This is a genomic window from Sphingomonas sp. IC081 (genome assembly GCF_006874585.1).
Taxonomy (GTDB): Bacteria; Pseudomonadota; Alphaproteobacteria; order Sphingomonadales; family Sphingomonadaceae; genus Novosphingobium.
Map to the genome: position 1 here is coordinate 3,560,001 of NZ_CP029761.1, position 24,538 is coordinate 3,584,538.

Below are 24,538 nucleotides of genomic sequence, written 5' to 3' on the forward strand. Positions count from 1 at the left end.
TGATCGCGATGTCGACGCCGCCCTGCAGTGCAAAGCCGACCTTGTTCGACATCTTCACCTTGTCGACGCCCAGCGCCTTGGCGGTTTCGCCGGGCTTTTCGTCAAACACGAAGAACCAGGCCGGACCGGCACCGACATAGGGCTTGAACGGGGTCCCGGTGTCGAGGTGCGCCTTGGCGGTCACCGTGGCGGGCAGGATCAGCACGTGGTTGACGAGACCGGCGCCGGCAACGTCGCCGGTGCCCTTCACGTGATGCTGGGTGAAGCAGCAGATCGTCTCGACCGAGAAGGTCTTGTTGAAGAAGTATTCGACCGCGAGCGTGGGCACGACATTGTCGTTGGCCTTGGTGCCGACGCTGTCGAGCGATGCCAGCGTGCTGCCGAGCGTGGTGTCGGTGTCGATCGACTTGATCTTGTCGATGCCGCCGTCGGGAAGCACGGCACTGCCCAGCACCTTGACCTGCCACTTGCCATCGGGGCTGCCGGCGAGCGCCGGAGTGGTGATCGCGCTGGCGACAGCGAGCGCTGCGAGCATGGTCCGTTTACGCATGTCTCTTCTTTCCATCGCCGCCGGGGCCGCACCGTGCGATCCCCCCTCTTGAGCGGCTGCGGTCATGCTTTTGGGCGTCTTGCCGCCTGATTGAATTGATTGTGCGCAAAATCCGCAAAATTTCGAATTGACCTGAAAGTCAGGGAAATTTGACTCGCGTCAATGTCGCCGGCGATGTTAGCGTTCATCTGCGCTTCAGGTTTCGTAACTGCCTCGAAAAAAGAGAAGGCCCATGACAACGGTACTGGGGAGGGCAGGCCTTTGGCTTGCCGTGCTGTTTCTTGCCATAATGGCTGCTGCAGGGGCGGCGGACCGAAATTTCTCTATTCACATGGCAATTGTTGGCTTGGCGGCTTTTATTGCCCTGTGTGTCACGGTGAGCGGGGCGGACTACGCCGGAATCGCGCGTGGCTTCCTCAAGATGCCGGACGAGGGCCGTTATGACGACGACCCGATCCGCTGGGGCGTGATCGCCACGGTGTTCTGGGGCATGGCCGGCTTTGCCGCGGGACTGTTCATCGCGCTCCAGCTGACCTGGCCGGTGCTGAACCTCGAACCCTGGCTCAACTTCGGGCGGGTGCGCCCGCTGCATACGTCCGCGGTGATCTTTGCCTTCGGCGGCAATGCCCTGATCGCGACCAGCTATTACGTGGTGCAGCGGACCTGCCGTGCCCGGCTTGCCTTTCCAGGGCTCGCCCGTTTCGTGTTCTGGGGCTACCAGCTGTTCATCGTGCTGGCCGCTACCGGCTATCTGCTCGGCAGCACCCAGGGCAAGGAATATGCCGAGCCCGAATGGTATGTCGACTGGTGGCTGACGATCGTATGGGTCTGCTATCTCGCGGTCTTTGTCGGCACCGTGGTCAAGCGCAGCGAGCCGCATATCTACGTGGCCAACTGGTTCTACCTCGCCTTCATCATCACCGTTGCCATGCTGCACGTCGTCAACAACCTCGACGTGCCGGTCAGCCTGCTGGGATCGAAGAGCTATCCGCTGTTCGGCGGCGTGCAGGGCGCGCTGGTGCAGTGGTGGTACGGGCACAATGCCGTGGGCTTTTTCCTCACCGCCGGCTTCCTGGCGATGATGTACTACTTTGTGCCCAAGCAGGCCGAGCGCCCGATCTATTCCTACCGGCTCTCGATCATCCACTTCTGGTCGCTGATCTTCCTCTACATCTGGGCGGGTCCGCACCATCTCCACTACACCGCGCTGCCCGACTGGGCGCAGACGCTGGGCATGGTCTTCTCGATCATGCTGTGGATGCCGAGCTGGGGCGGCATGATCAACGGGCTGATGACGCTCAACGGCGCCTGGGACAAGGTGCGTACCGATCCGATCATCCGCATGATGGTGATGGCGCTGGCGTTCTACGGCATGAGCACGTTCGAGGGCCCGATGATGAGCGTGAAGAGCGTCAACTCGCTCTCGCACTATACCGACTGGACGATCGGGCATGTCCATTCCGGCGCGCTGGGCTGGAACGGGATGATCACCTTCGGGGCGCTCTACTACCTGGTGCCGCGCCTCTGGGGTCGTGAGCGGCTCTATTCGCTGCGCATGGTCAACTGGCACTTCTGGCTCGCCACCGTGGGCATCGTCTTCTACGCCGCCTCGATGTGGGTGGCGGGCATCACCCAGGGCTTGATGTGGCGTGAATACGGCGCGGACGGCTACCTCGTGAACTCCTTCGCGGACAGCGTCGCGGCGCTCCACCCGATGTACATGCTGCGCGCCTTCGGCGGCCTGCTCTACCTCTCGGGCGCGGTGGTCATGGTGGTGAACGTCTGGGCGACGATCCTCGGCAAGCTGCGCGAGGAAGCCCCGATGCGCGATGCCGCCTTCGATCCGGCCAGGGACCGCCCGATCGTCCATGTCCCGGCAGCGGCCGAATAAGCCAGCCCAACAGGGAACCTCAGCCATGACTTCCATGACCGAACGGCACAAGACGCTCGAGAAGAACGTCACCCTGCTCGGCGTCTGCGCGCTGGTCGCCGTCGCCATCGGCGGCATCGTCGAGATCGCCCCGCTGTTCTGGATCGACAACACGATCGAGAAAGTCGAGGGCATGCGGCCCTATACCCCGCTCGAACAGGCGGGCCGCGACATCTATGTGCGCGAGGGCTGCTACGTCTGCCACAGCCAGATGATCCGCCCGTTCCGCGACGAGACCGAACGTTACGGACACTACTCGCTTGCCGCTGAATCGATGTACGATCATCCGTTCCAGTGGGGCTCCAAGCGCACCGGGCCGGACCTTGCCCGTGTCGGCGGCAAGTATTCCGATGGCTGGCATGTCCAGCACCTCACCGATCCCGAATCGGTGGTGCCCGAAAGCGTGATGCCCAAGTACGGCTTCCTTGCGAAGAACGCGCTCGAGGTGCCCGACATTGCGGCCAACCTCACCGCGCTGCGCCATGTCGGCGTGCCCTATAGCGACAAGGACGTCGCCATGGCCGCCGCCGACCTCAAGGCCCAGGCCGACCCGGAAGCCGACCAGGGCGATTTCGCGGCGCGTTATCCCAAGGCCCAGGTCCGCGATTTCGACGGCGATCCCGGGCGTCTCACCGAGATGGATGCGCTGGTCGCCTACCTGCAGGTGCTGGGCACCATGGTCGACGTCAACGGCGCCGCCGCGCAGGAGGAACTCGCCGCGGAGCACGGCCGATGAGCACGCACTCCACTTACGACATGCTGCGCCATCTCGCCGACAGCTGGGGGCTGGTGGCGATGGGGGTGGTCTTCCTCGTGCTGGTCGCCTGGCCCTTCCGCGGGGCCTTGCGCGAACGCAACGAAGCGGCCGCGCGGATGATCTTCGAGGACGAGAACGATGGCTGACAGGAAGATCGACGAAGCCACGCAGACCGAGACCGTCGGCCATGAATGGGACGGGATCGAGGAACTCAACACCCCGCTGCCGCGCTGGTGGCTATGGACCTTCTACGCGACGATCGTCTTCGCGCTGGGCTACGTGATCGCCTATCCGGCGCTGCCGGGCATCAGCCATGCCAGCGAGGGCCTGCTGGGCTGGTCGAGCCGCAAGCAGCTTGGCGGCGAGTTGCAGGCCGCCGAGGAGGCCCGCGCCGGGATGCGCGCCCAGATCGCCGCGACGCCGCTCGAGCAGCTGCCCGCCAAGCCCGCGCTGATGCGCGCGGCGGTGGCCGGCGGTGCGGCGGCCTTCAAGGTCAATTGCGTGCAGTGCCACGGCGCCGGGGCGGCAGGCTCGAAGGGCTTCCCCAACCTCAACGACGATGACTGGCTCTGGGGCGGCGACCTCAGGACCATCGAGCAGACACTGATCCATGGCATCCGCCAGCCCGGCGACGACCAGACCCGCATGAGCCAGATGCCCAACTTCGGCAGCGATGCCCTGCTGACCCCGGCGCAGATCCAGGATGTCGCCAGCTATGTACTGGTGCTGGGGCGCAGGGAGCATCCCGGGGCATCCTCGGGCAGGGGCAAGGACGTGTTCGCGACCAACTGCGCGGTGTGTCACGGCACCGATGGCAAGGGCAGCCGCCAGTTCGGCGCGCCGAACCTGACCGACGCGATCTGGCTCGACGGCAGCAGCCGCGACGAGGTGGTGGCCCAGATTTCACACCCGCACATGGGCGTCATGCCGGCCTGGGGCACCCGCCTCGATCCGGTGACGATCAAGATGCTGGCGGCCTACGTCCACTCGCTGGGCGGCGGCGAGGCCTTTGCCGCGCCTGAGCAGCCGCAAGACCCATGAACCGTCCCGGGCCCGTGAAGCCGGCGCCGGTGTCGCTCTACGCCCGGCGTGAGCCGGTGTTCAACAAGCGCATCGACGGCCGGTTCCGGCGGCTCAAGTGGGCGGTCATGGCGCTGTGCCTGGCGGTGTACTGGATCACGCCGTGGATCCGCTGGAACCGCGGGCCCTATGCGCCGGACCAGGCGGTGCTGGTCGATCTTGCCCATCGCCGATTCTACATGTTCGGCATCGAGATCTGGCCGCACGAGTTCTACTTTGTCGCCGGTCTGCTGATCATGGCGGGCATCGGCCTGTTCCTGGTGACTTCGGCGGTGGGCCGGGCGTGGTGCGGCTATGCCTGTCCGCAGACGGTCTGGACCGACCTGTTCCAGCATGTCGACCGGCTGATCGACGGCGATCGCAATGCCCGCCTGCGCCTCTACAAGGCGCCGTGGACCGGGGCCAAGATCGCCCGGCGGCTACTCAAATGGGCGATCTATCTCGTCATCAGCTTCGCCACCGGCGGCGCCTGGATCTTCTACTTCGCCGATGCGCCGAGGCTCCAGCACGCGTTCTGGACCGGCAGCGCCGCGCCTGTCGCCTACGCCACCGTCGGTGTGCTGACCGCCACGACATTCGTGCTCGGCGGCTTCATGCGCGAGCAGGTCTGCATCTACATGTGTCCCTGGCCGCGCATCCAGACGGCGATGCTCGACGAGAAAAGCCTGACCGTCACCTACAAGGACTGGCGCGGCGAGCCGCGGGCCAGCCTCAAGAAGGCGCTGGCCCGGCCCGGCAGCTGCGGCGACTGTGTCGACTGCAACCAGTGCGTCGCGGTCTGCCCCACCGGGATCGACATCCGGCAGGGCCCGCAGGTCGGCTGCATCACCTGCGGGCTGTGCATCGACGCCTGTGACCGGGTGATGAAGGAGGTCGGCCGGCCGCGCGGGCTCATCGATTACGCAACGCTGGAAGATGCCGAGCGAGAGAAGGCCGGGCAGCCGCCGAGCCGTCATCTCAAGCTGATCTGGCGCCCGCGCACGATCGTCTACTTCACGGTCTGGGCGGGCATCGGCCTCGCGCTGCTGTTCCTGCTGGGCACCCGCGTGCACACCGGGCTGACTGTCGCCAAGGACCGCAACCCTTCGTACATCCTCCTCAGCGACGGTTCGGTGCGCAATGCCTATACCCTGCGCCTGCGCAACATGGAGGGCCGCCCGCGCCGCATGACGATCTCGATCGAGGGGCTGCCGGGCGCGCGGATGTGGAGCGACGACATGGCGCGCGTGGCTGCCGCACCGCGCCTCGTGCGCGAAGTGCCCGCCGACGAGACGCGCGTACTGCGCCTCTATGTGGTCGCCCCTGCAACGTCCGCCGCGCAGGAATTCCGCTTCCACGTGCAGGCCGAGGCGCAGGCGCGCGAGCAGGCCGCGGCGCCCGCCCAGTTCGACAGCCCCGGAGGTGCCTCATGACTCCGCCCGCATCCCCTTTCACCGGCCGGCACATGGCGGCGATCCTCGTGGCCGGGTTCGGCGTGGTGATCGCGGTCAACTTCACCATGGCGCATCTGGCGCTCTCGACTTTCGGCGGCGAGGTGGTGGAGAATTCCTATGTCGCCAGCCAGGACTTCAACCGCTGGCTGGACGAAGCCGCGCGCGAGAGGGCGCTGGGCTGGACGCTGGCGGCCCGGCGCACGGGCGACGGCCATGTGCGGGCCGAACTGCGCGGGGTTCCCGCCGGAGCGCGCCTGCAGGCCCAGGCGCGGCATCCGCTCGGCCGCCTGCCCGATACCCCGCTGACCTTCGGCAGCGACGGCGGCGGGCGTTTCGTGAGCCGGGAGGTGCTGCCTGCCGGGCGCTGGACGCTGCGATTCGAGGTCGAGGTCGATGGCCGCCGCTGGCGCGTCGAGGAACCGGTGGCATGAACGCGCCGCTGCCCCGTCCAGAAGCCGCCGGGCCATGCATCGACAGCCGCTTCACGGTGCCCGGCATGCGCTGCGCGGGCTGCATCGGTAAAGTCGAGCGCGGGCTTGCGCTGGTGCCGGGGGTAGCGGCGGCGCGGGTCAATTTCTCGGCCAAGCGGGTTGCGGTCAGCCATGCGCCGGACCTGACCGGCGAGGCGATCATCGCCGAACTGCGCAAGCTCGGCTTCGAGGCCGAACGCGCCGCCGACAATCCGCTCGCCCGCGACGATGCGGAAACCAAGCGTCTGCTGCGCGCCCTGGCCGTTGCCGGGTTCGGCATGATGAACATCATGCTGCTCTCGGTCTCGGTCTGGTCGGGCGCGGATGCGCCGACGCGGGCACTGTTCCACTGGCTTTCGGCGCTGATCGCGGTGCCGGTGATCGCTTATGCAGGGCGGCCCTTCTTCGCTTCGGCGCTGATGGCGCTGCGGCACCGGCGCACCAACATGGACGTGCCGATCTCGATCGGGGTGGTCCTGGCGACCGTGCTCAGCCTCTACGAGACGGCGACGAACGGCCCGCATGCCTATTTCGACGGCGCCGTCATGCTGCTGTTCTTCCTGCTCGCGGGCCGCGCGCTCGACGCGATGATGCGCAGCCGGGCCCGCTCGGGGATCGCCGCGCTGCTGGGGCGGATGGGGCGCGGCGCGCAGATCGTCCAGCCCGACGGTTCGACGCTCTATGTCGAGGCGGAGCGCATCGTGCCCGGCATGGTCATGTTGGTGGCGGCGGGCGAGGCGCTGGCGGCCGATGGCACCGTGCTCGAAGGCCGCACGCTGGTCGATGCTGCGATGCTGACCGGCGAGAGCGCGCCGAGACCTGCGGTGGCGGGCGATCTCGTCCATGCGGGCATGGTCAACCTCGGCAATCCGGTGCGGCTGACGGTGGTGGCGGCCGCGCGCGACACCGCGCTGGCCGATATCGCCAGGCTCATGGACGAGGCGGGACAGTCGCGCTCGCGCTACGTGCGCATCGCCGACCGGGCGGCGCGGCTCTATGCCCCGGCGGTCCATAGCCTGGCTTTCCTGTCGTTCTGCGGATGGCTGCTGGCGGGGGCGGGGCTCCACCAGGCGCTGCTCATCGCGGTCGCCGTGCTGATCATCACCTGTCCTTGCGCGCTGGGCCTCGCGGTGCCGGCCGCGCAAGTCGTGGCGGCCGGTGCGCTGATGAAGCGGGGCCTGCTGATCAAGGATGGTTCGGCGCTGGAGCGTCTGGCCGAAGTCGACGAGGTGATCTTCGACAAGACCGGCACCCTGACGCTGGGGGAACCGCGCCCGGTGGACCTGTCGGGGCTGGGCGAGGAGGCGCGGCGGATCGCGCTGGCGCTGGCGCAGGAGAGCCGCCACCCGTTGAGCCGGGGGCTCGCCCGGGCGCTGCGGCAAGAGGGCGTCGAACCGGCGGTGCTTGACGGTGTCGAGGAAACCGCCGGGCAGGGCATGAGCGCGCACTTCCGGGGCAGGCCGGTGGCGCTGCTCCGGCCGGAAAGCGAAGTCGCCGGGCTGGCCGCGGATCTGGTGATCGCGGGCAAGGCAGCGCGTATCGCCTTTGCCGATCCGCTGCGCCCGGACGTGCAGGCAACGCTGGCGGCGCTTTCCGGGCAGGGGCTGGCCTGTTCGATCGCCTCCGGGGACCGGCCCGAATCGGTCGCGGCGGTGGCGCGTGAACTGCACCTTTTCGCGGCGGCCGGAATGCGGCCCGCGGGCAAACTGGCCTTGCTGGAGCGCCGCAAGACCTCGGGCCATCGTCCGCTGATGGTCGGCGACGGCCTCAACGACGGTCCGGCGCTGGCCGGTGCCCATGTCTCGATCGCGCCGGGCAGCGCCAGCGACGTCAGCCAGCAGGCGGCCGATGCCGTCTTTGTCGGTGAGCGGCTGATGCCGGTGGCACTGGCGGTGCGGGTCGCGCGGCGGACAATGGCGATTGTACGGCAGAATTTCACGCTGGCGGTGCTATACAACATGCTGGCGGTGCCACTGGCGATCTGCGGTTTCGTCACCCCGCTGGTGGCAGCGCTGGCGATGTCGGCCAGTTCGCTGCTGGTGGTCGGCAATTCGCTGCGGCTCGCCCGCAGTGCCGGGAAGGAGGGCGCATGAACATTGTCGGGGTCTTGATCCCGCTGGCGCTGGCGATGGGGCTGGCCGGGCTCGGCACGTTCTTCTGGGCGATGCGCAGCGGCCAGTTCGAGGATCTCGACGGTGCCGCCCAGCGCATCCTGATCGAGGAGGACAGTGACGGGGAAGGGGCGACGTGAAGGCGGCACTGGCCCTGTTCGGCACGCTGGCGATGGTGCCGGCCATGATCGGCCCGCTCGAGGCCGAGGCGCGTGCGCTCGCCGCGCCGCTGTGCGGGGGCGGCATGGCCTCGATTCCGGTGCAGCCCGTCGACGCGCCGCCAGGACCGCAGCAGGGCCCGTGCTGCGCCAAGGGCTGCCACACCGGTTCCTCGCGCAAGCGTCTTGATCGAGCGCAATGACGATTCCCGGCAGGTGAGTGATTCTCCCCTGCATGTGGACCTATCATCCCGAATTGCTGGCCGTTCCCGTGCCGCGCTACACCAGCTTCCCCACCGCTGCGGAGTTCGGCGAGGGCGTGGGGGCATCGCAACTGGTCTCCGCGCTGGAGGAGACGAAGGGCGAAGTCTCGCTCTACGTCCACATCCCCTTCTGCGAGAAGATCTGCTGGTATTGCGGCTGCAACACCAGCGTCGCCAATCTGTCCGACCGGGTGGCGAGCTATCTCGATGCGCTGCACCGCGAGATCGCGCTGGTTTCCGAACTGCTGCCCAAGACCGCGCGGATCGCCCGCATCGCCTTTGGCGGGGGCAGTCCCAACGGGATCTCGCCAGTTGCCTTCGTGCGGCTCGTCGATGAGCTGACTCTGCATTTTGCCGCATCCAGCCCGGTCATCTCGATCGAGCTCGACCCGCGCACGCTGACGCCGGAATGGGCTGAGGTGATCGCCTCTGTCGGCATCAGCCGCGCGAGCATGGGCGTGCAGACCTTTGCGCCCGCACTCCAGACGGCGATCGGCCGCGTGCAGCCGGCCGCGATGATCGAGACGGGCACGGCGATGCTGCGCAGCGCGGGTGTCGGTTCGATCAACTTCGACCTGATGTACGGGTTGCCCGGCCAGACCCTTGCGGACCTGCGCGATTCGCTCGAACGCACGGTTGCCCTGGGTGCCGATCGTATCGCCCTGTTCGGATATGCCCATGTGCCGCACCTGATCGCGCGCCAGCGCAAGATCGATGCCGCCGACCTGCCCGATGCGGAAGTGCGCTTTGCCATGGCGGCGTTCGGTTACCTCTTCCTGGTCGAGGCGGGGTATGTTCCGATCGGCTTCGATCACTTCGCAAAGCCGGGCGATGCGATCGCACAGGTCGCGCTGTCGGGGCGGCTGCACCGCAATTTCCAGGGCTTCACCGAGGACCAGGCGCCGGTCCTCGTGGGCCTCGGCGCCTCGGCGATCAGCAGCTTCCCCGGGCTTCTGGTGCAGAACGAGAAGAACACCGGGCGCTATCGGATGATGCTGTCGCAGGACCGCCTGAGTGCGGACCGAGGCATTCTGCGCGGCGCCGAGGACCGGCGGCGCGGGAAGGTGATCGAGGATCTGCTGTGCCGTGGCCGCGCCCATATCGACCAGGACCTGCGGCGTGAGGCCTGGCCCATGCTCGCACCCTATTTTGCCGCCGGCCTGTGCGAAGGGGATGGCGACGATCTGGTGATCGCGCCCGACGGTTTGCCTTATGCACGTTCGATCGCGGCGCGATTCGATCCCTATCGCAAGGATTCGCTGCGGCGCTTCAGTTCGGCGGTGTGACCCTCACGCCGCCGGCGTTTCGAACTCCACGCCGAACAGGTTGCCCTCGGCCCAGCGCACGAGGCCCCACAGTTCGCGCCCATCCTCCAGCTTTGCCCGCACCACTGCATTCAGCGCGGGCGCTTCCCGCAAGGCGGCAGCGCTCAGCCCGCGCGCGGAGATGTCGCGGACGATCACTTCGATCGGCTGCCCTTGCGAGTCGGTCAGGGTGAAGCGGGTGAGCTGCCCGCGCCGGCGCGCGCGGGGGACCGGTGTCGGCTTGAAACGATGGGCGTCCATAGGCGCGCAAGGACGGCGGTGACCCGCGGATTTTAAGAGCAGCGGTCGATAAATCGAAAGCGCTGCTCCAATTTGACCGCGATCAATGGCGAAATCCGGAATGCCTGCAAGAGAAATGCCTGCCGGTCTTGCACCACCCGCCACGGCGGATGGTGCGAACCGCTTCTCCCCAACTTACAGGGCGGTCTTTCGGGACCGCCCATTTTTTCGGCTTCCGGTTCCCGGGGGCAGGCCCTTTTTACGCCCAGGTGTCGGTCAGCTTCGTTGCGATCTCGATGTCGTTGAGGAAGTCGACTTCGGCCCAGTTCATGCCCTCGATCGAGTTGGTGCCGACCTTGCCGGTGGGCGCGATCGAATCGATCACCTTCAGATACCAGTGCTGAACGCCTTCGGGGGTGCGCATCGCCTGGCGTACGGTTTCGCGGAACAGGTCCGCCCCTTCGCCGCGGAAGGCAAGGAAGCCGATCGATTCGGAATTCGACTGCTCGGCGGTCAGCGTCTTGCCGATGTGGACGAGACGGCCGTCACCGGTGCGCTCCACCTTCATGTCGTCGCTGTCGTAGCCGTCCTGCTTGACGTCGACGGTGACCGCGATCGGCCAGAGATTGCCGTCCTTGTCGGTCGCGCCCTGCTGGACCTTGTGGACGATCTCTTCCGAAACCAGCGTGTCGCCGTTGAGGATCAGGAAATCGCCGCGCATCGCCTCGCGGGCGATCCAGCATGAACCGAGGTTGTCCGCCACCTTGAAGAAGGGGTTGAAGCGCACGGTGATCTCGACGCGCGGGTCCTTGATCGACTGGAGGTGGTCTTCGAGCATGTCGGTCATGAAGCCGGTGACGACGTCGATGCGCTTGACGCCGCCGCGTGCGAGCATCTCGATCTGCCATTCGATCAGCGAGCGCCCGGAAAAGTCGATCATGCACTTGGGGCGCTCGGCGGTGAGCGGAAGCAGGCGCGAGCCCTGGCCGGCGCTGAGAAGAATGGCGTGTTCGATCATCGGGTTCACATTCATGTTCACGGGGGAGATGGGTCAGCATCTAGTGATCGCGGGGCAAAAGGGAAAGGTGCGGCGTGAAGGGCCGGGGCAGGCAAGCCTGCGCGGTTTGCGCGGTTGACGTTCATGCAAGGGCAATCGGGATTAGGCGACTGGCTTGCAAGTCGCCTTCCCCTCGTCCAATGCAGGCTCAATGTCTCCCAAACGCCCACCCAAAGAGAGCAGCTCTCCACTGGGCCGGATCCTTCAGAACACCGCCTGGTTGCTGGGCGGCAAGGGGTTCGGCGCGGTATGCGGCATCGGTTATCTCGCCATCCTCACGCGTACGCTGGGGCTCAAGGATTTCGGGCACTTCTCGCTGATCTTCGGCACCGCGCAGGCGCTCATCGCGATTGCCGGTTTCCAGACCTGGCGCGTGGTCGTGCGGTACGGCAGCGAGCATGTCCACAACCAGGACTGGGGCAAGTTCGGGCGTCTCGGCATGCTGTGCGGGGTGCTCGATGCGCTGGGCGCGGTCATGGGCTGCGGGCTTGCCGCGATTCTGATCTACGGCTTTGCGCATATGCTGGAGCTCAATCCCCAGTACATGGACGTGGCCTTCTGGTTCTGCTGTGCCTCGCTATGGGCGCTGGTTTCGGCGCCGACCGGGATCGTGCGTGCGCTGCACCGCTTCGACATGGCCGTCTACGTCGAGGCGATCGTGCCCACCGGGCGTCTCATCGCCGCCGTGGTGATCTGGCTGACGGGGCCGACGGTGGGTCGCTTCCTGTTCGCTTGGGCGGCGATCGACCTGCTCGAGGCGCTGCTCTACTGGATCATGGCACGCCGGCTCGCGCCCGCGGCGGTGAACTGGCGCACGGCGCTGCAATGGCGCCAGGCGCTGGCCGAAAACCCCGGCATCGGCCGCTTCTTCATGGTCACCTATGTCGGCTCGACGCTTGATGCCGCGGTCAAGAACGGCCCGCTGCTGGTCGTCGGTGCCTGGGTCGGCACCAAGGCGGCGGGTCTCTACCGGCTGGCCTCGCAGCTGTCGCAGGCGCTCACCAAGCTGTCCTCGTTGCTGACCCGCTCGGTCTACGCCGAAGTGGCGCGCGCCCGCGTTTCCTCGCAGGCCGACGAGTTCCGCAAGCTGGCGATGCAGACCAGCAAGATCGCCGGTATCGGCGGCGTCGTCGTGGTGACGGTGGCGATCCTGCTCGGCAAGGAACTGCTGGCAATCATCGGCGGCGACGTGTTCGAGCGCGGCGAGGCGATCCTCGTGCCGCTGACTGTGGGGGCCTGCTTCGATTTCGCCAGCGTGGCTTTCGAGCCGGTGCTGCACTCCACCGGCCGCGCGCAGCACTCGCTGATCGCGCGCCTGCTTTCGGTGGTCGCCCTGGCGCTGGGCATGGTGTTCTTCATTCCGCTCGGGCCCAGCGGTGCGGCCTGGGCCGTGGCGCTGGCGGGCGCGGTCTCCTACCTCGCGATGGGGGCGATGGCCTGGCACACGCTCAACCTCATCGATCGCAAGCAGATCAGCATCATCGATCCGCAAGCGGAAGCGGAAGCGGCAACGGGGGCGGGGGCGGGCGAACCCGGCTCGACAGCCGGCTAACCCGCGGTATCATGGCGGGATGTCTGCTGATCTCCTGACGCGTGAAGCCTCCCGCCTGTCCGACCGCATCGTTGCCCTGCGCCGTGCGGTTCATGCCGAGCCCGAGATCGGGCTGCACAACCCGAAAACGCGCGACAAGATCCGCGCAGCGCTGGCTCACCTGCCGCTCGAATGGCGCGAAGGGCCATCGACCACCGGCCTCGTCGCCACGCTGAAAGGCGGTGCGGGAGAAGGCGGAGCGGTCCTGCTGCGCGGCGATACCGATGCCCTGCCGATGCCGGAGGAAACCGGGCTGCCCTTCGCCTCGACCGTTCCCGGGGTGATGCACGCCTGCGGCCACGACACCCACGTCGCCATGCTGGCGGGGGCGGCCGAGATCCTTGCGGGACAGGCGGAGCGGCTGAAGGGCGAAGTGCGCTTCATGTTCCAGCCGGGCGAGGAAGGCCACCACGGTGCCCGCTTCATGCTCAACGACGGGCTGCTGGGCGGCGAAGGGCTGGACCGTCCGCTGCCCGGTGCCGCTTTTGCGCTGCACATCATGCCCAATGCGCCGCATGGTCTGGTCGCCGGGCGCGCCGGGCCGCTGATGGCGGCGGCCGACGAACTGCGCATCACCGTCACCGGGCGCGGCGGCCATGCCTCGATGCCGCATGACACGGCCGATCCGGTGCCGGTCGCCTGCGAGATCGTGATGGCCATCCAGACCATGGTGGCGCGTCGTTACGGCGTGTTCGATCCGGTCGTGGTGACCATCGCGAAGATCGAGGCGGGCAGCGCCCACAACGTCATTCCCGACAGTGCCCGGCTGACCGGCACGATGCGCACGCTCTCGGCGGACACCCGCGCGCGACTGAAGGAGGAGCTGCCCCGGCTTGTCTCCGGCATCGCGGCGGCGCACGGCCTCACCGGGGAAGTGACCATCCGCGAAGGTTTCCCGGTGACCATGTGCGATCCCCGCGCGGTGACTTTCGGGGAAGGCGTGGCGCAGGCACTGTTCGGGCCGAGCGCGTTCCGCCGTCTGCCCGATCCGATCATGGGCGCGGAGGACTTTGCCTACGTGCTTGAAAAGGTGCCCGGCGCGATGTTTTTCCTTGGCGTCGCGCATGAGGGGGCGGACTGGCAGCATTGCTGCGGCATCCACTCGACCAAGATGATGGTCGACGAATCCGTGCTGCCGCGCGGCGCGGCCTTCCTGGCAGGTCTGGCGCAGAACTGGCTGGAGCGCGGTTTCGGCTGAGGCACTTTTGGCCTTCCCTCATGGCGCCCCCGCCGTCATGAAGCGGGGCCATGAGCACATGGCAATTCTGGGTCGATCGTGGTGGCACCTTTACCGACGTCGTGGCGCGCGCGCCCGATGGGCGGTTCGAGCGGCTGAAGTTGCTCTCCGAAGATCCCGGCCGTTATGACGATGCCGCTGTCGAGGCGATGCGGCGGCTGACCGGCACCGGCAAGGGCGCGCTTCCCGAATCCGAACTGCGCCTTGGCACCACCGTTGCCACCAACGCCTTGCTCGAAGGCAAGGGCGAGCCGGTGCTGCTGGCGATCACGCGCGGCTTCGGCGATGCGCTGAAGATCGGCACGCAGGAACGGCCCGACATTTTCGCGCGCCATATCGTCCTGCCCGAGCCGCTCCATTCCGCCGTGCTGGAAATCGACGAGCGCGTCGGGGCCGATGGCGCCGTTCATCGTCCGCTCGATCTGGAGGCCGCGCGCGCGGGCCTGCAGCGCCACTTCGACGCGGGGCTGCGCGCCGTGGCCGTGGTGCTGATGCACGGCTATCGCCACAAGGCGCATGAGGCGACGCTGGCCGATCTCGCGCGGGAGATCGGCTTCACGCAGGTCTCGGTGAGTCACGAAGTCGCCCCGCTGATCAAGCTGATCGCGCGCGGCGATACCACGGTGGTGGACGCCAACCTCTCGCCGGTGCTCGCCCGCTATGTCACGGGTCTGGAGGCGGGGCTGGGACCCAAGGTCTCCGCGCTCTACATGCAGTCGAGCGGCGGGCTCACCACGGGTGATGCCTTTGCCGGCAAGGACGCGATCCTGTCCGGGCCGGCGGGGGGCATCGTCGGCATGGCGGCCATCGCCAAGGAGGCCGGGTTCGATCACGTGCTGGGCTTCGACATGGGCGGCACCTCCACCGACGTGTCGCACTATGCCGGCGCCTATGAGCGCGACAGCGAGACGCGCGTGGCCGGTGCCCGCGTGCGCGTGCCGATGATGCGGATCGAGACGGTGGCGGCGGGCGGCGGATCGATCTGCCGTTTCGACGGCGCACGCTTCCTCGTCGGGCCGGAGAGCGCCGGCGCGGTGCCCGGCCCGGCCTGCTACCGGCGCGGCGGCCCTCTGGCGGTGACCGATTGCAACCTGCTGCTCGGCAAGCTGCGTCCCGAACATTTCCCGCATGTCTTCGGCCCCGAAGGCAACGAACCGCTCGACCTTGCCGCGGCCGAGGCGCGGATGGACGAAGTCCTGGCTGAAGTCCGCGCCGCTACGGGGCGCGAACTGACGCGCGAGCAGGCGGCGGAAGGGTTCCTCGAAATTGCCGTCGCCAACATGGCCAATGCGATCAAGACCGTCTCGCTGCGGCGCGGCCACGACATGACCCGCGCGGCGCTGGTGACGTTTGGCGGCGCGGGCGGCCAGCATGCCTGCAAGGTGGCCGATGCGCTGGGCGTGACGAGTGTGCTGTGCCACCCGCTCGCCTCGGTGCTCTCGGCCTACGGCATGGGCCTTGCGGATCGGCGAATGTTGCGCCAGCGCACTTTGGCGCTGCCGCTGGAGGGTGACGCCATGACGTCACTCGATGCGGCCGTTGAGGCTCTTGGCGATGAGGCACGGGCGGCGCTCGCCGCGCAGGGCATCGCTTCGGAGGAGATCGCGATCGAGGCGGCCCTCGCCGTGCGTCCCAAGGGCAGCGACAATGCCATCGAAGTGCCGGTCGGCCCGCTCGATGCCATGCGGGAGGCCTTCCGTGCCGGCTGGCACCAGCGCTTCGGCTTCGGCGCGGGCGAGCAGCTCATCGGCGAAACGCTGCGGGTGGAGGCGGTCCATGCGGGGCATTCGGGTGGCGGCGCGACGCTGGTTCTTCCCGCAGAGTCCTCGCCTGCGGCCGAACAGGTCGGTCTCTGGACGCAGGGCGCACACCACCGCGTGCCGCTCTATCTGCGCGAGGGGCTCGCGGAGGGCTTTACAGCCGATGGTCCGCTGCTGGTGGTGGATGACGTCTCCACGACTGTCGTCGAACCCGGCTGGCGGGTACGTGTCGATCATGTCGGCAACCTGATTCTCACCCGTGATGCGCCGCAGCAGGTGCAGGCCGATCTCTCGACCGAATGCGATCCGGTGCGCCTCGAAATCATGGGCGCGCTGTTCATGGCGATTGCCGAGGAAATGGGCGCCGCGCTCCAGCACTCGGCCAGTTCGGTGAACATTCGCGAGCGACTGGATTTCTCCTGCGCGCTGTTCGACCGGGAGGGCAATCTCGTCGCCAATGCGCCGCATATGCCGGTGCATCTGGGCTCGATGGGGGAGAGCGTGCGTACGATCCTCCAGCGGCGCGGGGACGCGAAGGACGGACGCGGCATTCTGCCCGGTGACGCCTACGTTCTGAATGCGCCCTACGATGGCGGCACCCATCTGCCCGACATTACCGTGGTCATGCCCGTGTTTATCGAGGGCGAGACGGTTCCGGCGTGGTTCGTCGCCGCGCGCGGGCACCATGCCGACATCGGCGGGATCAGTCCCGGCTCGATGCCGCCGGGCTCGCGTTCGCTGGGTGAGGAAGGCGTGCTGATCGACAACGTGCTGCTGGTCGATCGCGGCACGCTGCTGGAGGCACCGCTGCGCGATCTGCTGGGCTCCGGCCCGCACCCCTCGCGCGCCATCGAGCAGAACCTTGCCGACTTGCGCGCTCAGCTCGCCGCCTGTCAGCGCGGCGCCTCTGAACTTCGCCGCGTCGCGCGTGAGCAGGGGCGCGAGGTAGTCGACGCCTATATGGCCCACGCGCAGGCTCATGCCGAACAGGCCGTCCGCGCGCTGATCGAGCGGCTTCAGGAAGGCCATTTCCGCGTGCCGATGGACAACGGCGCCGAGATCGCGGTTTCGGTGACCATCGACCGCATGGCGCGCGGGGCGACGATCGACTTCGCCGGCACCAGCGCCCAGCTTCCCGACAATTTCAACGCGCCGCTGCCGGTGGTGCGCGCGGCCGTGCTCTATGTCGTGCGCACGCTGATCGATGATGCGGTGCCGATGAACGAGGGTTGCCTGCGGCCGATCACCTTGCGCGTGCCGGAAGGCTCGATGCTCTATCCCAGGGCTCCGGCTGCCGTGGTCGCGGGCAATGTCGAGACGAGTCAGGCGATCACCGATGCGCTGTTTGGCGCGCTGGGTGCCATGGCCGCTTCGCAGGGGACGATGAACAACTTCACCTTCGGCAACGCCCGCTATCAGTATTACGAGACGATCTCGGGCGGTTCCGGCGCGGGGCCGGATTTTGACGGCACGCCGGTGGTGCAGACCCATATGACCAACAGCCGCCTCACCGATCCCGAGGTGCTGGAAAGCAATTATCCGGTGCTGCTGGAGGAGTTCTCGATCCGGCGCGGCTCGGGCGGTTCGGGCGCGCACAAGGGCGGCGATGGCGCCACCCGGCGCGTGCGCTTTCTGGAGCCGATGCAGGCGGGCATCCTCTCGCAGCGGCGCAAGACTTCGCCTTTCGGCCTTTCGGGCGGTGCGGATGGCGAACCGGGACGGAACCGGATCAAGCGGGCCAATGGCTCGGTCGAGGAACTGGGCGCGACCGCCACGGCGCAGTTGGGGCCGGGGGATGTGTTTGTGATCGAGACGCCGGGCGGCGGGGGATTTGGGCGAGGGCAGTAAATCCGGGCCCCACTCTCCCCACCCCTACCTCGTCATCCCCGCGAAGGCGGGGATCCCGCTTGTTCTTTCAGGCCGCGCACAGGGAAAGCGGGGCCCCCGCCTTACGATGGCGACGGGACTTTGGCGGGGAACGGTAGCGTTGGCGCGCCTCAGGCCTTCACATCCGCCCACTCGGGGTGCCGTTTGAACGCGGCGGCGACGTAGCTGCAAGAAGGGCCGATCCTGAAGTGGTTCTCCCGCGCGTCGGCCACCATCGCCTCTACCAGTCGGCCAGCCACGCCGCGTCCGCCGATCGCGGGCGGCACCAGCGTATGCTCGGCATAGCGAATGCCGTCGCGTTGCGCCCAAACAAGGCGCCCGGTGGCATCGCTGTCGGCGACGTGGGCGACATACTCGCCGGAATTTCCGTTTTCATGCGCAGTGATAGTCACGCCGACCATATGTGAGGGCTCCTGAAAAGGTCTGCTTGACGGCAAGTGTGTCCGCTCTAGGGCATATGGCCATGAAGTTCCTTTCCGACAACGCCGCACGGGTCCACCCGAGGGTCTGGGATGCCATGAAGGCTGCCGACGAGCCCGATTCGCCTTACGATGGCGACGGTCTCAGCAAGGCGCTGGACGCGCGCTTTTCCGCGCTGTTCGGGCGTGACTGCGCGGCGCTCTGGGTGGCGACGGGCACGGCGGCGAACTGTCTGGCGCTTTCGGCCATGGTCGAGCCGCATGGCGCGGTGATCTGCCACCGGGAGGCGCATATCGAGATGGACGAAGGCGGCGCGCCCGGCTTCTATCTTCACGGCGCCAAGCTGCTGCTGGCCGATGGTGAGAGCGCGAAGATCACACCCGAGGCGATTGCCCGCGTGATCGACCCGATCCGCGACGGCGTGCATCAGGTGCAGCCGCATGCCGTCTCGATTACGCAGGCCAGCGAATATGGCTGCGTCTATCGGCCCGAGGAATTGGCCGCGCTCTCCGCCTTCGTGAAGGGCAAGGGGCTCGGTCTGCATATGGACGGCGCGCGCTTCGGCAATGCCGTGGCGTTCCTCGGCGGCAGCGCGGCGGATGCGGCGCTGGGCGTCGATGCGCTGAGCTTCGGCATGGTCAAGAACGGGGCGATGAGCGCCGAGGCCATCGTTTTCTTCGACCCGGCGATGGCCGACAAGGTCCGCTTCCGCCGCAAGCGCGCTGGGCATCTGCAATCGAAGGGGCGTTATCTCGCCGCGCAGATTCTGGCGATGCTGGAAGGCGACCTCTGGCTAGGCAATGCGCGCGCCGCCAATGCTGCCGCTTCCGAGATCGCCGCCGCCGCTGGCACGCGCCTGCTGCACCCGGTCGAGGCGAACGAGATTTTCCTCAGTTCCACCGCGGCCGAACGTGCGGCGCTGCGGGCGCAGGGCTTCGAGTTCTACGACTGGGGTGATGATGCGGCCCGGCTCGTGACCGCTTGGGATGCCCGCGAAGAGCACGTCTGTGCACTCGCCCGCGCGATTGCCGCGCTGTGAGCGGTGCCGATACCGCGCCGAGCTTCCTCAAGCCGGCGGTGGCGCTGCCGTTCCTGTTGGTGGCGCTGATCTGGGGATCGACCTGGTTCGTCATCACCGGGCAGATCGGCGCGGTGCCGGCCAGTTGGTCGGTGGCGTGGCGCTTTGCACTGGCGACGCCGGCGATGTTCCTTGTGGCGATTGCCATGCGCAAGAGCCTGAAGCTGGGCAAGGCCGGGCAATTGCTGGCTTTCGCGGTCGGCCTCACGCAGTTCTGCGGCAATTACAACTTCGTGTATCGGGCGGAGATGCACCTGACTTCGGGCATCGTCGCGGTCATGATCGGGCTCTTGCTGGTGCCCAACGCAATTCTCGCGCGGGTGTTGCTGAAGCAGCCGATCACCTTGCGCTTCGCCGTCGGCAGTCTGATCGCCATCGGGGGGCTCGCGCTGCTCCTGCTTCACGAGGCGCATGAGGCGCCGCTGGGCGGCAAGGTGGTGCTGGGCACCGTCTTTGCGCTGATCGCGATGATGTGCGCCTCGGTCTCGAACGTGATTCAGGCGAACGATACCGGCAGGGCGCTGCCGATGGTAAGCCTGCTGTCCTGGGCGATGCTCTACGGCACGATCTGCGACGTGCTTCTGGCGCTCGTCTTCGCCGGCCCGCCGGTGATCCCGCACGATGCGCGCTACTGGATGGGCACGGCCTATCTCGCCATTCTCGGCTCGGTGGTGACGTTCCCGCTCTACTACACGCTGATCCGCCAGCTTGGGGCGGGCAAGGCGGCCTACAACGGCGTGGCGGTGATCGTGATCGCCATGTTCATCTCGACGCTGTTCGAGGGCTACCGCTGGTCGCCGCTGGCAATTGCCGGAGCCGGGCTGGCAACGGTGGGGCTGGTGGTGGCGCTGATGTCGCGCAGCCCTTCGCGGTAAGTCGCAAAGCGCGGTTTCCAGCCGAGTACCTGCCGCGCCTTGCCATTGGCGACGCGGCGGTTCTCCGCATAGAACGCCCGCGCCATCGGGGAGAGCGCGGCTTCTTCCAGCGTCTGCAAAGGGGGCAGCGGCGCGCCGGTGAGGCGGCAGGCTTCCTCCACCACCCGGTTCTGGGCGCAGGGCAGGTCGTCGGCGAGGTTGTAGGCTCCTGCGGGGCCCTGAAGCCCCGCGATCACGCCCGAGGCGATGTCCGACACGTGCACGCGGCTGAACACCTGCCCGGGCAGGTCGATGCGATGCGCCCGGCCCTCGCGCACGCGGTCGAGCATGGAGCGGCCCGGGCCGTAGATCCCGGGTAGCCGGTAGACCCGCGCCCCCAGCGAGAGCCATTCGTGGTCCGCCTGCGCCCGCTCGGTACGGCGGCCTGTGCCGATGGGGGCGCTCTCGTCCACCCAGGCGCCGCCGGCATCGCCATAGACGCCGGTGGAGGACAGGTAGGACAGCGCCTTGCCCTTCAGCGCGTCGCCATAACGCTCCAGCACCGGATCGAGCGGTTCGCCGCGCCCTTCGCTTCCCGGAGGGACCGAGGAGAGCACATGATCGGCATCGGCCAGCGCGAGCCGCACATTGCCCTCGTCCTCGAAGGAAAGTGTGCCGTCGCGGCCGGTGGAGATCACTTCCCAGCCCATGCGGGACAGCCGCGCGGCCACCACAGAGGCGGTATAGCCAAGGCCGAAGATGAACAGGCGGGGCGGCATCGCTTTTGCTTTCTCTCAAAAATCGCCGCGGATTCGTAGCGGCACGGCTGGCAATCGCAAGGCGGGGGGCTTAACTCGATGCTTATGGACATCGCCAGCAACGCCGCCCACCCCGAAGCTGCTCCCGCCATCACGGCGCCGCCCGTGATCCGCCGGGAGGATTACCGGCCGCCCGAATGGCTGGTGCCGCAGATCGCGCTGGACTTCCGGCTGGGCATCGATGCCACGCATGTGACTGCGAAGCTCTCGGTCACGCGCAATCCGGCCGGCGAGGGCAGTTCGACTCTGCGCCTCAACGGCGACCAGATCGCCCCGCTTGCCGTGCGGGTCGACGGCGAGGCGGTGAACGACTGGCGGCTCGACGGTCCCGACCTGCTGGTGGCGCTTTCGGGCGAGGCGCACGAGGTCGAAGTCGAAACGGCAATGAACCCGGCGGGCAACAGCCAGCTCATGGGCCTCTATGCGTCGAACGGCATGCTCTGTACCCAGTGCGAGGCCGAGGGTTTCCGCCGCATCACCTTTTTCCCCGATCGCCCCGACGTGCTCTCGACCTATTCGGTGCACATGGCCGGCGACAAGGCGCAGTTCCCGATCCTGCTTTCCAACGGCAACTGCACCGCCACGGGCGAGAATGCCGACGGCACGCACTGGGCGGAATGGCACGATCCCTGGCCCAAGCCGAGCTATCTTTTCGCGCTGGTGGCGGGCGACCTGGTGGCCAACCATGCGCAGTTCATCACGCTGTCCGGCCGCAAGGTCGATCTCAACATCTGGGTCCGCGCGGGCGACGAGCAGCGCACGCAGCATGCGATGGATTCGCTGATCGCCTCGATGAAGTGGGATGAAGAGGCCTTCGGGCGCGAGTACGACCTCGACCTGTTCAATGTCGTTGCCGTGTCGGACTTCAACATGGGGGCGATGGAGAACAAGGGCCTCAACGTCTTCAACACCCGCTACGTCCTCGCCGAGCCGGAAACCGCCACCGATGCCGATTACGACGGGATCGAGAGCGTGATCGGCCACGAATACTTCCACAACTGGTCGGGCAACCGCGTGACCTGCCGCGACTGGTTCCAGCTTTCGCTGAAGGAGGGCTTCACGGTCCTGCGCGACCAGCTGTTCAGTGCCGACATGGGCAGCGAGCCGGTCAAGCGGATCGAGGATGTGCGCACCCTGCGGGGCGGCCAGTTCCCCGAGGATTCGGGCCCGCTCGCCCATCCGATCCGCCCCGATTCCTATCAGGAAATCAGCAATTTCTACACGGCGACCGTCTACAACAAGGGCGCCGAGGTGATCCGCATGATGCGGACGATGGCAGGCACCGAACGGTTCCGGCAGGGCACCGACCTCTACTTCGACCGCCACGACGGCGAGGCGGCGACGTGCGAGGACTTCGTCAAGGCGATCGAGCAGGGCGCCGGGCTGGACCTTACGCAGTTCCGCCTGTGGTATTCGCAGGCCGGCACACCGCAAGTCGCGGTCTCGCTCACCTACGAGGGCGATGTGGCGACGCTGACCCTGGCGCAGACCGTCCCCGCCACGCCGGGGCAGCCGGACAAGCAGCCAATGCCGATCCCGCTGCGCATCGCGCTCTATGACCGCGATACCGGCACCCATGCGGGCGAGCGGCTGATCGTGCTCGACAAGGCCGAGGACAGCTTCACGTTCGAAGGTTTCGCGCGCCTGCCGGTGCTGTCGATCAACCGCGGCTTCTCGGCCCCTGTCGCCATCGAGTTCGAACGCGATGCCGAGGATCTGGTGTTCCTTGCCGCGCGCGATGACGATCCCTTTGCCCGCTACGAGGCCATGCAGAGCCTGGTCGTCCAGCACCTTGTCGCGGCCGTGGGCGGCGGGCTGGCGGATGCCGACCGGGCCGCCGGGCGCGCGGCCATCGGCAAGGGCTTTGCCGCGATCATCGCCGACGAGGCGCTGGACGACCTGATGCGCGGCGAACTGATGATGCTGCCGACCGTCGCCTACCTGTCCGAGCAGGTGCTGGTGGCCGATCCATACGCGATCCACGAGGAGCGCGAGGCGCTCAAGCACTGGCTGGGCGGTGAACTGGCAAGTGAACTCAAGGCGCTGCACGACCGCGTTTCGGCGGTGTCCTATGGCCGCGATGCGGCAGCACGCGGGGCCCGCAAGGCCAAGGCGCAGGCGCTGATCCTGATCGCCTCGGGGGATGCCGCCGAGGGCGCTGCCCGCGCCATCGCCCAGTACCGCGCGGCCGACAACATGACCGACCGCCAGTCTGCGCTCACCGTCCTGTGCAACCTCGAGGGTCCCGAGCGGGACGAGGCCCTCGCCGACTTCCACCAGCGTTATCAGGGCAATGCCCTGGTGATCGACAAGTGGTTCCAGCTTCAGGCAAGCTGCTTCCACCCGCAGGTCCTGGACCATGTGAAGGCCTTGGCCGGGCATCCCGATTTCACGCTGTCCAACCCCAACCGGGTGCGGGCTCTGTTCATGTCGCTGGCGCTCAATCCCAAGGGTTTCCATGATGTGAGCGGCGAGGGCTACCGCCTGATCGGTGACCTGATCCGCCGCCTCGACCCGCTCAATCCGCAGACGACTGCGCGGTTCGTTCCGCATCTCGGCCGCTGGCGCCGGATCGAACCGGTGCGCGCGGCGATGATGCGCGCCGAACTGGAAGAGATCATGGCGCAGGGCGAACTCTCGCGCGATGTGCGCGAACAGGTGGGCAAGAGCCTTGGCTGAGCCCGCCCCGTTCCAAACCGTCGAAGTCCATCGCGCCGGGCTGCTCGAAGGTCTGCCGCACGGTTTCCTCGGCCGCCGCGGCGGGGTGAGCCTTGGGGAGGTTTCCGGGCTCAACGTCGGCCTCGGCTCGGGTGACGATCCGGAGGCGATTGCCGAGAACCGCCGCCGTGCGGTCGAAGCGGTACTGCCGGGCGGGCGGCTGGCGAGCCTCTACCAGGTCCATTCGCCCGATTGCGTGGTGGTGGACGCAGATCCCTGGAGCGATGCCGAGCGGCCGCATGCCGATGCCCTCGTCACCGACCGTCCCGGCGTGGTGCTGGGGGTGCTGACGGCGGACTGCGCACCGGTCCTGCTGGCCGACCGCGAGGCGGGCGTGGTCGGTGCCGCCCACGCCGGCTGGAAAGGAGCGGTCGCGGGGGTGACGGACCGGACGATTGCGGCGATGGTGGCGCTTGGCGCGGAACCGTCACGCATCGTGGCCGCTGTCGGCCCCTGTATCGCTGCGGTTTCCTATGAGGTGGACGATGGGTTTCGCGCGCGTTTCCTGTCTGAGGCCGCCCGCAACGATGCCTTTTTTGCCGAAGGGCGGGCCGGGCACTGGCAGTTCGATCTCGAGGCTTATGTCGCCGCGCGTCTGCGCGCAGCCGGAATCGCCGGGGTCGAGTGTCTTGGCCTCGATACTTATGCGCAGCCGGAGCGATTCTATTCGTTTCGCCGCGCGACGCACCGCCATGAAGCGAGCTACGGGCGGCAGTTCTCGCTGATCGCTGCGGCCTGATCGCCCCGGGGATCGATGCCGCCTCCGCGAGGTTGCGGTGCGTTCCCCGAGTCGCCGGATTTTCGCGCCTGCTCGCCGCAGTG

Annotated in this window: 22 protein-coding genes (1 of these 22 running past the window's edge); 17 read left to right on the forward strand and 5 right to left on the reverse strand. The window is 67.5% G+C overall.

The features are described 5' to 3' along the window. Positions 1-550, reverse strand: partial view of an OmpW/AlkL family protein gene (locus DM450_RS16855; RefSeq protein WP_142636725.1) — the 5' portion only. Its footprint begins 149 nt before the window's first position; only the first 550 of its 699 coding nucleotides appear in the window; the start codon lies at positions 548-550; its stop codon lies off the left edge, out of view. A 232-nt stretch (positions 551-782) separates the two neighbouring features. Here DM450_RS16855 and ccoN point away from each other — a divergent pair, with 232 nt between their 5' ends. From ccoN to hemN, 10 genes are read left to right on the forward strand one after another with little or no spacing between them, the layout of a single operon-like run. Next, positions 783-2,441, forward strand: coding sequence for a cytochrome-c oxidase, cbb3-type subunit I (gene ccoN, locus DM450_RS16860; protein WP_142636727.1), 1,659 nt, complete (start codon positions 783-785; stop codon positions 2,439-2,441). A 25-nt stretch (positions 2,442-2,466) separates the two neighbouring features. After that, on the forward strand, positions 2,467-3,216 hold the full coding sequence (gene ccoO, locus DM450_RS16865; RefSeq protein WP_142636729.1) for a cytochrome-c oxidase, cbb3-type subunit II: 750 nt from the start codon (positions 2,467-2,469) through the stop codon (positions 3,214-3,216). After that, a complete protein-coding gene (locus DM450_RS16870) occupies positions 3,213-3,383 on the forward strand; it encodes a cbb3-type cytochrome c oxidase subunit 3 (protein WP_142636731.1) in 171 nt (56 codons plus the stop codon). The genes ccoO and DM450_RS16870 overlap by 4 nt, the downstream gene beginning before the upstream one ends. Beyond that, a complete protein-coding gene (ccoP, locus tag DM450_RS16875; protein ID WP_142636733.1) occupies positions 3,376-4,278 on the forward strand; it encodes a cytochrome-c oxidase, cbb3-type subunit III in 903 nt (300 codons plus the stop codon). The genes DM450_RS16870 and ccoP overlap by 8 nt, the downstream gene beginning before the upstream one ends. Then, complete coding sequence (gene ccoG, locus DM450_RS16880; protein ID WP_142636735.1) at positions 4,275-5,729, forward strand: cytochrome c oxidase accessory protein CcoG; 1,455 nt, start codon at positions 4,275-4,277, stop codon at positions 5,727-5,729. The genes ccoP and ccoG overlap by 4 nt, the downstream gene beginning before the upstream one ends. Then, on the forward strand, positions 5,726-6,181 hold the full coding sequence (locus DM450_RS16885; protein WP_142636738.1) for a FixH family protein: 456 nt from the start codon (positions 5,726-5,728) through the stop codon (positions 6,179-6,181). Before ccoG ends, DM450_RS16885 begins: the two co-directional genes overlap by 4 nt. After that, complete coding sequence (locus tag DM450_RS16890; protein WP_142636740.1) at positions 6,178-8,313, forward strand: heavy metal translocating P-type ATPase; 2,136 nt, start codon at positions 6,178-6,180, stop codon at positions 8,311-8,313. The genes DM450_RS16885 and DM450_RS16890 overlap by 4 nt, the downstream gene beginning before the upstream one ends. Continuing rightward, on the forward strand, positions 8,310-8,471 hold the full coding sequence (gene ccoS / locus DM450_RS16895) for a cbb3-type cytochrome oxidase assembly protein CcoS (RefSeq protein ID WP_142636742.1): 162 nt from the start codon (positions 8,310-8,312) through the stop codon (positions 8,469-8,471). The genes DM450_RS16890 and ccoS overlap by 4 nt, the downstream gene beginning before the upstream one ends. Next, positions 8,468-8,692 carry a hypothetical protein gene (locus DM450_RS16900; protein ID WP_142636744.1) on the forward strand — a complete coding sequence of 75 codons (225 nt, stop codon included), beginning with the start codon at positions 8,468-8,470 and terminating at the stop codon, positions 8,690-8,692. The genes ccoS and DM450_RS16900 overlap by 4 nt, the downstream gene beginning before the upstream one ends. Before the next feature lie 32 nt (positions 8,693-8,724). After that, positions 8,725-10,038, forward strand: coding sequence for an oxygen-independent coproporphyrinogen III oxidase (gene hemN / locus DM450_RS16905; protein ID WP_142636746.1), 1,314 nt, complete (start codon positions 8,725-8,727; stop codon positions 10,036-10,038). 3 nt (positions 10,039-10,041) lie between these two features. On the opposite strand, the gene DM450_RS16910 is transcribed toward hemN, so the two are convergent. Then, the gene (locus tag DM450_RS16910; protein WP_142636748.1) at positions 10,042-10,317 is read right to left on the reverse strand and encodes a histidine kinase; all 276 of its coding nucleotides are present in this window, start codon (positions 10,315-10,317) and stop codon (positions 10,042-10,044) included. A gap of 238 nt (positions 10,318-10,555) precedes the next feature. Further along, positions 10,556-11,314: a sugar phosphate nucleotidyltransferase gene (locus DM450_RS16915; protein WP_142636750.1), complete on the reverse strand. Its 759-nt coding sequence runs from the start codon at positions 11,312-11,314 to the stop codon at positions 10,556-10,558. Between the two features lie 190 nt (positions 11,315-11,504). Here DM450_RS16915 and DM450_RS16920 point away from each other — a divergent pair, with 190 nt between their 5' ends. The 3 genes from DM450_RS16920 to DM450_RS16930 are packed head-to-tail and all read left to right on the forward strand — an operon-like array spanning position 11,505 to position 17,789. After that, the gene (locus tag DM450_RS16920) at positions 11,505-12,905 is read left to right on the forward strand and encodes a lipopolysaccharide biosynthesis protein (RefSeq protein WP_142636752.1); all 1,401 of its coding nucleotides are present in this window, start codon (positions 11,505-11,507) and stop codon (positions 12,903-12,905) included. 19 nt (positions 12,906-12,924) lie between these two features. Beyond that, positions 12,925-14,142: a M20 family metallopeptidase gene (locus tag DM450_RS16925; protein ID WP_142636754.1), complete on the forward strand. Its 1,218-nt coding sequence runs from the start codon at positions 12,925-12,927 to the stop codon at positions 14,140-14,142. A 50-nt stretch (positions 14,143-14,192) separates the two neighbouring features. Beyond that, a complete protein-coding gene (locus tag DM450_RS16930; protein WP_142636756.1) occupies positions 14,193-17,789 on the forward strand; it encodes a hydantoinase B/oxoprolinase family protein in 3,597 nt (1,198 codons plus the stop codon). A gap of 149 nt (positions 17,790-17,938) precedes the next feature. Here DM450_RS16930 and DM450_RS16935 read toward each other — a convergent pair whose 3' ends face one another. Continuing rightward, complete coding sequence (locus DM450_RS16935) at positions 17,939-18,229, reverse strand: GNAT family N-acetyltransferase (protein WP_142636758.1); 291 nt, start codon at positions 18,227-18,229, stop codon at positions 17,939-17,941. A 62-nt stretch (positions 18,230-18,291) separates the two neighbouring features. Here DM450_RS16935 and DM450_RS16940 point away from each other — a divergent pair, with 62 nt between their 5' ends. Both DM450_RS16940 and DM450_RS16945 read left to right on the forward strand, forming a co-directional pair. Beyond that, complete coding sequence (locus DM450_RS16940; RefSeq protein WP_142636760.1) at positions 18,292-19,287, forward strand: threonine aldolase family protein; 996 nt, start codon at positions 18,292-18,294, stop codon at positions 19,285-19,287. After that, on the forward strand, positions 19,284-20,201 hold the full coding sequence (locus DM450_RS16945) for a DMT family transporter (protein WP_142636762.1): 918 nt from the start codon (positions 19,284-19,286) through the stop codon (positions 20,199-20,201). Before DM450_RS16940 ends, DM450_RS16945 begins: the two co-directional genes overlap by 4 nt. Here DM450_RS16945 and DM450_RS16950 read toward each other — a convergent pair. Continuing rightward, the gene (locus DM450_RS16950) at positions 20,111-20,959 is read right to left on the reverse strand and encodes an SDR family NAD(P)-dependent oxidoreductase (protein ID WP_142636764.1); all 849 of its coding nucleotides are present in this window, start codon (positions 20,957-20,959) and stop codon (positions 20,111-20,113) included. The genes DM450_RS16945 and DM450_RS16950 overlap by 91 nt on opposite strands. Before the next feature lie 84 nt (positions 20,960-21,043). Here DM450_RS16950 and pepN point away from each other — a divergent pair, with 84 nt between their 5' ends. Further along, positions 21,044-23,677: an aminopeptidase N gene (gene pepN / locus DM450_RS16955; protein WP_142638053.1), complete on the forward strand. Its 2,634-nt coding sequence runs from the start codon at positions 21,044-21,046 to the stop codon at positions 23,675-23,677. Then, complete coding sequence (pgeF, locus tag DM450_RS16960) at positions 23,643-24,455, forward strand: peptidoglycan editing factor PgeF (RefSeq protein ID WP_142636766.1); 813 nt, start codon at positions 23,643-23,645, stop codon at positions 24,453-24,455. Before pepN ends, pgeF begins: the two co-directional genes overlap by 35 nt. Positions 24,456-24,538: the final 83 nt, after the last annotated feature.

What these genes read in the sequence shown, in the direction of transcription:
- ccoN (WP_142636727.1), top strand. Translation starts at nt 783, where the DNA reads ATGACAACGGTACTGGGGAGGGCAGGCCTTTGGCTTGCCGTGCTGTTT.
- ccoO (WP_142636729.1), top strand. Translation starts at nt 2,467, where the DNA reads ATGACTTCCATGACCGAACGGCACAAGACGCTCGAGAAGAACGTCACC.
- DM450_RS16870 (WP_142636731.1), top strand. Translation starts at nt 3,213, where the DNA reads ATGAGCACGCACTCCACTTACGACATGCTGCGCCATCTCGCCGACAGC.
- ccoP (WP_142636733.1), top strand. Translation starts at nt 3,376, where the DNA reads ATGGCTGACAGGAAGATCGACGAAGCCACGCAGACCGAGACCGTCGGC.
- ccoG (WP_142636735.1), top strand. Translation starts at nt 4,275, where the DNA reads ATGAACCGTCCCGGGCCCGTGAAGCCGGCGCCGGTGTCGCTCTACGCC.
- DM450_RS16885 (WP_142636738.1), top strand. Translation starts at nt 5,726, where the DNA reads ATGACTCCGCCCGCATCCCCTTTCACCGGCCGGCACATGGCGGCGATC.
- DM450_RS16890 (WP_142636740.1), top strand. Translation starts at nt 6,178, where the DNA reads ATGAACGCGCCGCTGCCCCGTCCAGAAGCCGCCGGGCCATGCATCGAC.
- ccoS (WP_142636742.1), top strand. Translation starts at nt 8,310, where the DNA reads ATGAACATTGTCGGGGTCTTGATCCCGCTGGCGCTGGCGATGGGGCTG.
- hemN (WP_142636746.1), top strand. Translation starts at nt 8,725, where the DNA reads ATGTGGACCTATCATCCCGAATTGCTGGCCGTTCCCGTGCCGCGCTAC.
- DM450_RS16910 (WP_142636748.1), bottom strand. Translation starts at nt 10,317, where the DNA reads ATGGACGCCCATCGTTTCAAGCCGACACCGGTCCCCCGCGCGCGCCGG.
- DM450_RS16915 (WP_142636750.1), bottom strand. Translation starts at nt 11,314, where the DNA reads ATGATCGAACACGCCATTCTTCTCAGCGCCGGCCAGGGCTCGCGCCTG.
- DM450_RS16920 (WP_142636752.1), top strand. Translation starts at nt 11,505, where the DNA reads ATGTCTCCCAAACGCCCACCCAAAGAGAGCAGCTCTCCACTGGGCCGG.
- DM450_RS16925 (WP_142636754.1), top strand. Translation starts at nt 12,925, where the DNA reads ATGTCTGCTGATCTCCTGACGCGTGAAGCCTCCCGCCTGTCCGACCGC.
- DM450_RS16930 (WP_142636756.1), top strand. Translation starts at nt 14,193, where the DNA reads ATGAGCACATGGCAATTCTGGGTCGATCGTGGTGGCACCTTTACCGAC.
- DM450_RS16935 (WP_142636758.1), bottom strand. Translation starts at nt 18,229, where the DNA reads ATGGTCGGCGTGACTATCACTGCGCATGAAAACGGAAATTCCGGCGAG.
- DM450_RS16940 (WP_142636760.1), top strand. Translation starts at nt 18,292, where the DNA reads ATGAAGTTCCTTTCCGACAACGCCGCACGGGTCCACCCGAGGGTCTGG.
- DM450_RS16950 (WP_142636764.1), bottom strand. Translation starts at nt 20,959, where the DNA reads ATGCCGCCCCGCCTGTTCATCTTCGGCCTTGGCTATACCGCCTCTGTG.
- pepN (WP_142638053.1), top strand. Translation starts at nt 21,044, where the DNA reads ATGGACATCGCCAGCAACGCCGCCCACCCCGAAGCTGCTCCCGCCATC.
- pgeF (WP_142636766.1), top strand. Translation starts at nt 23,643, where the DNA reads ATGTGCGCGAACAGGTGGGCAAGAGCCTTGGCTGAGCCCGCCCCGTTC.